Origin of the sequence: Corallococcus aberystwythensis, from assembly GCF_003612165.1 — a bacterium.
In the GTDB taxonomy this organism is placed as follows: Bacteria; Myxococcota; Myxococcia; order Myxococcales; family Myxococcaceae; genus Corallococcus; species Corallococcus aberystwythensis.
Genome location: NZ_RAWK01000129.1, coordinates 20,541 through 28,406, shown reverse-complemented (window position 1 = coordinate 28,406; position 7,866 = coordinate 20,541). Strand labels below are relative to the sequence as shown.

At 71.8% G+C, this 7,866-nt stretch carries 6 protein-coding genes and 1 pseudogene; 1 reads left to right on the top strand and 6 read right to left on the bottom strand.

Annotation, left to right across the window (positions count from 1 at the left end; all coding sequences use genetic code 11):
• Positions 1 to 949, top strand: a pseudogene (locus D7W81_RS21725) (response regulator); the annotation flags it as partial.
• Between the two features lie 64 nt (positions 950 to 1,013).
• On the opposite strand, the gene D7W81_RS21720 reads toward D7W81_RS21725, so the two are convergent.
• From D7W81_RS21720 to D7W81_RS21695, 6 genes are read right to left on the bottom strand one after another with little or no spacing between them, the layout of a single operon-like run.
• Positions 1,014 to 2,159 carry a hypothetical protein gene (locus D7W81_RS21720; RefSeq protein WP_120557306.1) on the bottom strand — a complete coding sequence of 382 codons (1,146 nt, stop codon included), beginning with the start codon at positions 2,157 to 2,159 and terminating at the stop codon, positions 1,014 to 1,016.
• On the bottom strand, positions 2,156 to 2,926 hold the full coding sequence (locus D7W81_RS21715; protein ID WP_120557305.1) for a type III pantothenate kinase: 771 nt from the start codon (positions 2,924 to 2,926) through the stop codon (positions 2,156 to 2,158). Before D7W81_RS21715 ends, D7W81_RS21720 begins: the two co-directional genes overlap by 4 nt.
• Before the next feature lie 12 nt (positions 2,927 to 2,938).
• Entirely contained in the window at positions 2,939 to 3,937 is a 999-nt protein-coding gene (locus D7W81_RS21710) for a biotin--[acetyl-CoA-carboxylase] ligase (protein ID WP_120557304.1), read from the bottom strand.
• A gap of 14 nt (positions 3,938 to 3,951) precedes the next feature.
• A complete protein-coding gene (locus tag D7W81_RS21705) occupies positions 3,952 to 4,587 on the bottom strand; it encodes a hypothetical protein (protein ID WP_120557303.1) in 636 nt (211 codons plus the stop codon).
• Between the two features lie 3 nt (positions 4,588 to 4,590).
• Positions 4,591 to 5,508 (bottom strand): HEAT repeat domain-containing protein, encoded by a 918-nt coding sequence (locus D7W81_RS21700; RefSeq protein ID WP_120557302.1) that lies wholly within the window; start codon positions 5,506 to 5,508, stop codon positions 4,591 to 4,593.
• Positions 5,509 to 5,562: 54 nt separating this feature from the next.
• Positions 5,563 to 7,854, bottom strand: coding sequence for an HTH domain-containing protein (locus tag D7W81_RS21695; protein ID WP_244227344.1), 2,292 nt, complete (start codon positions 7,852 to 7,854; stop codon positions 5,563 to 5,565).
• Between the last annotated feature and the right edge of the window lie 12 nt (positions 7,855 to 7,866).

The following is a 7,866-nucleotide window of genomic DNA, read 5'->3' as shown; positions in this document are numbered from 1 at the left end:
CCCCGCCGCCGCTCCGGTGACGCCCCTGGCCTCGGGCCCGTCCGCCGCGGACCTGGCGGAACTGCGCAACCTGCGCGCGAAGGTGGCGGAGCTGCAGAGCGCGCTGGAGGACTCGCGCGGCCAGGCGACCCAGGCCGAGGAGCGCGTGCAGTCGCTGGAGTCCGAGCTCCAGGCGAAGACGACGGAGCTGGAGGCGTCGCGCACCACCACCGGCAAGAGCGACAAGGACACCTTCGCGCTGCGTGACACCGTCAACAAGCGCGACAAGGAGATCCTCCGCCTCAAGTCGGAGCTGAACCAGAAGGACCAGGAGATCATCGAGCTGAAGGATCAGCACCTGGAGCTGGAGCAGAAGGCCTCCACCTCCGAGGAGGAGCTGAACCGCCGCGACGCGCAGATCAAGACGCTCACCTCGCGCACGGAGCAGCTCACCACGGAGCGCAAGCGCGTGGATCAGCAGCTGGCCACCGCGAAGGAGGAGGCGCGCGGCGCCACCGCCCAGCTGGGCACGCTGCAGGCGGAGCTGGATCAGCACCAGGAGCAGGCCCAGGCGCTCCACGGTGAGCTGGAAGGCCTGCGCGCCCAGGTGGCCCAGCAGGACGCGGACCTCCAGGCGGCGCGCGACGAGGCCGAAGGGCTGCGCGCGCAGGTGGAGTCGGCGCAGGGCGAGCTGGAAGGCCTCCGGGGCCAGCTGGAGCAGGCCCAGGCGGACCTCTCCAACCAGAGCGCCCAGGCGGCCACGGAGGCGGACGGCCTGCGTGCGCGCATCACCGAGCTGGAGCAGGCGGCGGTGCGCAACGAGGAGCGCGTGACGAAGCTCTACGCGCGCATCAAGGGCGACGAGAAGCTGCGCGAGAAGACGAAGAAGGCGCTCGCCATCGCGCAGCAGCTGCTGGACGAGCCGGGCACCTCCGTGGGCGACGACGCCGACGAGGAAGCCGCGGCCTGAAGCACCGCCTGACGGCCGGGGGAAGGCGCGGGCTGCCCGCCCTCCCCCCACTCCCAGCCCTGAGCTACTTCCCGGCCTCCTTCTTGGGGGCCGTTTTCTTTTCATGCAGCTTCTTGGCGAAGGACTGCACGGCGGCGGGCACGTTCTTGTCGCGGGCCAGATCCTTCAGCTCCGCGTCGCGCAGCGTGTTGAGGAACTTCATGGTGACGGTGAGCGGCACCTTGGGGTTCTTCACCAGCGCGAGCTTCACCTTCTGCATCTTCGTCCACTCGCGGTTGTTGTAGATGACGCGCAGCACGTCGTCGTTGATGGCGCGGTTCGCGGCGCACGCGAGCACCTCGCCGTCGGTGATGCGGGGGCTGCGGATGACGGCCACGCAGACGAGCTTGTTGGTGTCGCGGATGAGCGCGGAGCGGGCCTCCTTGTTGCCCAGCGTGCCCAGCTTGATCTTCTCCGCGATGGACATCTTCATGATGCGCTGGGCGAGCGTCATCCGCTTGCCCTCCTCCATGGGGGCGGCGTCCTCGGCCTGTGCCTCCGTGCCCAGCTCCTGGAGGACCTCCTCCGCGGTGGGGCCCGGATCCGGCGGCGCGGCGGCGGCCTGCGGGCCGTAGATGCGCACCCGGGCGGCCTGCATCGCGGGCACGTCCGCCAGCACCAGGCCGCTGCGCACCGCGAAGTCGCAGACGCTGTCCACGAGCGACACCGGAGCGCCGGGGTTGGCGCACAGGCCGCGGATGATGCCCTCGTTGCGCAGCAGGCGCAGCTGGTTCTGGGAGATGATCTCCGCCACCTTCGGGCTGCACGAAGACGCCACGCTGGCCACGGCGTCGTCCGGCGTCTCCGAGTTGAGGACGAGCATCTCCGCGTAGGCTTCCTTGTCCTTGAGCAGGCCCAGGAAGTAGCCCAGCACGGGCGGCTGGACGCCCTCGTCGCGCAGCGCGGAGCCCAGGATGCGCTCCGGCAGGGCCGCGGACGTCTTGGCGGCCGTCTCGCGCACGTTCGCGTCGGGGTCGAACGTGAGCATGTAGAGCGCGCCCAGCATGTCCGACGGGTTGAGCGGCACCAGCGACTTGGCCGCCATCATGCGCAGGGGCACGGGGGCGTTGGGGTCCACGTGCTTGCGCAGGTTGGGCGGCAGGAATTCAGCGTTGAAGGGGCAGCCCGGGGGCGGGGCCGGAATGCTGGGGTCAGCGGCGGCGGTGCTCATGACGCGTGATTCCTTCCGTAGATGATGCGCAGCCCCTCCAGGGTGAGGAACTCGTCCACCTCCTGGATGGCCTTCGATTCACTGGCCACCAGCGGGGCCAGGCCCCCGGTGGCCACCACTTTCGCGGAGAAGCCCATCTCCGCCTCCATGCGCGCGCACATGCCGTCCACCATGCTCACGTAGCCGTGGACGAGCCCGGACTGCATGGAGTGCACGGTGTTGCGGCCCACCACGTGCGGCGGCCGGGCGAACTCGACGCGGGGCAACTTGGAGGCGTTCTGGAACAGGGCCTCCATGGAGATGTTGATGCCGGGGCAGATGGCGCCGCCCAGGTACTCGCCCTTGGGCGTCACCGCGTCCAGCGTCGTCGCGGTGCCGAAGTCCACCACGATGAGGCCGCGGCGGTGCTTCTCGTAGGCGGCCACCGCGTTGACGATGCGGTCCGCGCCCACCTCACGGGGGTTGTCGTAGAGGATGGGCATGCCCGTCTTCACGCCCGGGCCCACGAACATGGGGCGCGTCTTGAAGTAGCGCTCGCTCATCTTCTCCAGGATGAACTGGAGGGGCGGCACCACGCTGGACACGGCCACGGCCTTCACCTGACTCGCGTCGACGCCGCTCCACGCGAAGAGCTGGCGCACGAGGATGCCGTACTCGTCCGCGCTCCTGCGTGCGCTCGTCTCCAGGCGCCAGTGGTCCAACAGGCGCCGGCCCTCGTACACGCCCAGGACGGTGTTGGTGTTGCCGACGTCGATGGCCAGGAGCATCGCGTGCGCACTCTAGCGCTGGGGACGCAGCTGCTCCACGTCCCCCGCCAGCACGCGCTCCACGTGGCCGTCCGCCATGCGCACCATGAGGGCGCCCGTGGGGTCGATGTCCTCCGCGAACCCCTCCCAGTCCCCCCGGTCCGTCCGCACCCGGACGGGCACGCCCAGGGTGCTGGAGAGTGCCTTCCAGCGGGTGCGCACCGCGTCGAAGCCGGTGGCCAGGTACGTGTCCAGCCAGGTCTCCAGGCGGTTCCACAGGGCCGCGGCGAAGGGCGCCCGGGCCGCGGGCCGGCCCAGCGCCAGGGAGAGCGACGTCGCCGTGGCGCGCAGCTCCTCGGGGAAGTGCTCCTCCCCGGAGTTGAGGTTCACCCCCACGCCCACGATGACGAAGTGCACGCGCTCGGGTTCGGCGGACAGCTCCGTGAGGATGCCGGCCACCTTGCGCCCTGCAATCTGGACGTCGTTGGGCCACTTGATGGCGGCGTCCGCGCCCGCTTCGCGCAGCGTCTCCGCCAGGGCCACGGCGGCCACCAGCGTGAGCTCCGGCGCGCGCTGCGGCGGCAGCTCCGGGCGCAGGATGGCGGAGAAGTACAGGTTGAGGTTCGGCGGTGACACCCAGGCGCGGCCCCTGCGCCCCTTCCCCGCCGTCTGCTGTTCCGCCACCACCACCGTGCCGTGGGCAGCGCCGTCCTGGGCCAGCCGGAAGGCCGCCGCGTTGGTGGAGCCGATGGTGTCGTGGTGGTGCAGCACGCGGCCCACCGCGCGCGTGGCGAGCAGCGGGTGTACCTCCAGCGAGGACAGCCGGTCCGGCCGGCCCACCAGCCGGTAGCCCTTCGCGGGCACCGCTTCGATGCGGTAGCCCTTCACGCGCAAGGCCTCCACGTGCTTCCACACCGCCGTGCGCGACAGGCCCAGCCGGGTGGACAGCGCCTCGCCGGAGATGAAGCCCTCCCCACCCTCGGCGAGGAAGTTCAGGATGCGCGCGTCCTGCGTGAGCTCGGGCGTCTGCACGGAAGAGGGCCGCTTCAGTTCTGGGCGGGCGCGGCGGGCGTCTTCGCGGCGCCGGCGCCATCCAGCTTGTAGGAGACGAGCTCCAGCTCCGTCTGCGGCACGCGCTTGCCCTGGTGCTCCGTGGCCACGTCCACGCGGACCAGGCCCACGCCCGCGGCGAAGGTCATCGTGTTGACGAGCGTCGTCTGGGCATCCACCTTGTTGCGCCCCTCCACGCTCACGCAGTTGGGGAACGAGCCCGCGGGCACCTTGCAGGCGAAGCCCACCTGCACCAGCTGGTAGCGCTCCGTGGAGGACACGGACACGACGTTGTTCCAGCCGCGTCCGGCCTCCAGCGGGCCGCGCAGCAGGTAGCGTTTGGGGTCGCGCAGGCCGAAGGCGTCCACCGTCAGCTGGCCGCCCTGGTTGTCCACGAAGTACCCGTCCTGCTCCTTGACGATCTCCACCGTGACGGGCTTGTCGTCGCGTGCGTCAATCCGGTACGTCCACGCGTTGCCCACGGCCAGCGGGTAGTACTGGCCAATGGACTCGGGCGAGGGGCGCGCGTCCGCATCGACGCGCTTCGCGCACCCGGAGCCCACCAGCGTGGAGGCCAGGAGGGCCAGGCCCCCCACCATCGACAGCGATTGCTTCAGGGACGACTGCTTCATGCGCTAGGGGTCCGCGTGGCTCTGGCCACGCGCCTCCGCGGTTGCGTGGTTACGTGATGCGTAGAGCGTGTCCAGCGCCTGCTGCGCGGCGGCCTGCACCGACGGCGTGTCGTGACCCTGGGCCACCGTGTACAGGTACGCCTCCGCCTCCGGGCCGCCAATCTCGCCCACCGCGAAGACGATCTCTTGCAGGAAGCCCGAGTCGCGGCCGCGCGCCAGGTCGATGAGCGCCGGCACCGCGCTCTTCGCCTTCATCTCCGCCAGCGCGCCAATGGTGCGGCGCACCTGCTCCGCGTCGCTCGTGTCCTTGAGCCGCTCAATCAGCAGCGGCGCGGCGGAAGGGTGCTTGCGCTCGGCGAGCGTCCGGAGGGCGAACTCGCGGATGCGCGAGTCGGAGGCCTGGAGGTCCGCCACCAGCGCCTCGTCCGTGCGCTCCAGCGCGGCGAGCTGTAGCACCGCGGCCTCCGTCACCTGCCGCAGCACGCTGTCCATCGCGGCGCGCATGGCCGTCCGCCGCCCTTCCGCCGAGTCCTCCTCCACCGCCGCCTCGCCCAGGCCCACGACCTCGTAGCGCTGGGGCGTGTTGCCGCCGAAGCGCTCCAGGGAGAGGTTGGCGCCCACTTCCGCGAAGCTGTGCGGGTTGCCGTCCTTCAGCACCTCGCGGGTGAAGGGCACGTCCAGCGACAGGCGCCAGGGGCGGGACTTCTTGGGGGCCTCGTCGCTCACCAGTTCGAAGCGGCCGGAAGCCTCCAGCGCGTCGTCGAAGAGCTCCCGCACGCCTTCCGGACCGAAGCCCAGGAGGGCGTTGTCCCGCAGGGTGTCCCCGGCCAGCTCCACCGGCGCCACCGGATGGCGCGGGGCCTGCGAGCGGCAGGCCCCGAGGAACAACACGCAGGAGGTTAGCAGCAGGGCCGGCTTCATGGCCCCTACAGGCTAACACTCCCGCGCCCACCGCACCCGATTCCGTGCGGGGGATCAGCCCTCCTTGTTGCCCTCGGACGAACCCTCCGTCCCAGGGGAGGACACCGGCGCCTCGTGCGCCTCGCGGACTTCCGCGGGCTGCGAGGACGGCTCGGCGGTGGCCTCTTCCGGAGGCAGCGCCTGCGCGGAGACCGGGGTCACCGCGTCGGACGCGGCATGGGCGGCTTCGGCCCGGGCCCGCGCGGCTTCGTCGGACTCCGGCGGGGACTGCACCGCTTCGCCCGCCTGCCAGGCGTTGCCCACGGTGGGAGGCACGGCGGCCTCCTCGTGCGCGGGGCTGACGGACGCATCCGTGCTCACAGGCAGGGATTCACCCGCGAGCGCCACCTGCTCACCGGTGACACTGCCACCCGGCGACGGCGCGGCGATGCCACCCGAGGTGGCCCCGCCCTCACCAGTGCCGGCCTCGATGCCACCGGAAGCGCCCTCGCCCTCACCGGAGGCGATGGCCGCCACCGTGGAGGCACCGGACGGCTCCGCGCTGGCCGCGCCTTCACCGGAAGCAGCGGCGCCTTCACCCGCGGGCGTGCCCTCCGCTCCGCGCGTGCCACGGCCGCGACGGCCCCGGCGACGGCGGCGGCGGCGCTTGCGCTCGGAGGCGCTGCCCTCGGCGGTGCCGGCCTCGGCGCCCTCCTTGGCTCCACCCACGAAGGCGCTGGCGGCCTCCAGGTCATCGTCCTCACCCTCGTCGTCGCCCTCCTCGGACTCGTCCTCTTCCGACGTGGGCGTGAACCCGGCGGCGGCCGGCGGCGCGGGGGCCACCGGTGAGGCCTTGGCCTCGGAGCCCTCGGCGCCGGACTGGGCCGCGTCGCGGGCCTCGGCCCGGTCGCGCTGACGCTCGCGGCGGCGCTCGGAGCGCTCCGCACGGTCGCCGCGCTCGGGACGCTCCGCGCGCTCGGGCTTGTCGGTGGTGGGGGTGGCGGACACCTCCACCTCGCCACCGCCCTCCTCGCGGGCCTGCTTCTCGCTCTTGCGCTCCTCGCGGCGGCGCTGGGCCTCCTCGGCGTCCAGCTTCGCGGCCTCGAAGAAGCGCTCGTCGATGTCGTACAGCTCCACCTGAGTGACGGTGACGGCGGTCTTCGCCTCCAGGAACTTCTCGCCCAGGGCGTCACCGCACCACAGCATCACCAGCGAGCCCGTGGCCTGCGCCTCGGAGCGCGCGTCGCCGCGCACCTCGCCCGCGCTCACCAGCAGGCCCACCTGCGCCGAGTAGTGGCCCAGGTCGCGCCGCAGCTCCTGCACCGTCTTGCGGTCGATGCCCGGCGCGCCCTTGAGCATGCGCACCGCGTAGCGCAGCTCCACGCTGCCCTCGCGCTTGCGCGCGGTGAGCAGGGGGCCTTCCTTGGAGCGCTTGGCGACCTTCAGCTCGCGGAAGCCCAGCCCGTGCATCATCTTCACCACGGACTTCTCGAAGGTGCCCACGTCCGCGTCGCCCAGGCGCTTGCGCAGCCCGCGAGCGACCGCCCGGCGCGCGTCCTTGAGGGCCGTGCGCGCGGTGGTGATAAGGGCCTCGTCCACCAGCGGCTCTCCCGCGGCGGCGGGCTTGCCCAGCACCGGGCGGCCCCCCTCCAGCGGGATGCCCAGGGCCTGCGCGAAGGCGGCCTGGAGCTCCAGGGGCGGCGCCTCGCTCGGCGCGCCCGCGCGCTCCAGGGACACTTCCCCGGTCTCCTGGTTGAAGGCGTACTGGGGCCGGCGGCCCGCGTCGATGCGGCGCTGGTTGTCCTCCAGCAGGGCGGTGAGCACCGCCTCCACCGTGGTCTCCTCGGCGCACAGCTCCTTGGCCTTGGCGCGCTCGATGAGCTGATCCGTGCGCAGTCCGGCTTCCGCCTCGCTGAGGATCTCGAACACGACCTCCGGCAGTGGCGGGAAGCGCTTGCGGCGTCCAGCACGCTCCTCGTCGCCCTCGTCCCGGCGGCGCTTGCGCTCCGTGCCCCGGCCCGACGCGCGGACGTTGTCCGTGCGAGGCTCCGGGTGGCGCTCCACTGGCCGCAGCGGAGGAAGCTCCTCCTCCGGATGCGGCTCCATCACGCCCGTCTGCGCAAGTGCCTCGACATCCTCGGAGAGCGACCAGTCCGTCAGTGCGAAGGTATCCTTCGCCGTGACGATCACCTTGCGATCCCGCGTCCTCCGCGCCATGGCAGCCAGCCGCGACAGCATCGTCACTTCGGGCGTCTTGCCAATGTGGGACAGCAGGCTCAGCTGGATGGACTTCTCCGTGATTTCAAGGAAATGCAGGGGGCGACCTTCGCTCTCCAGTACCCTGAGCGCGGCCTCGTAAAATGTCATCGAGTATTCCCC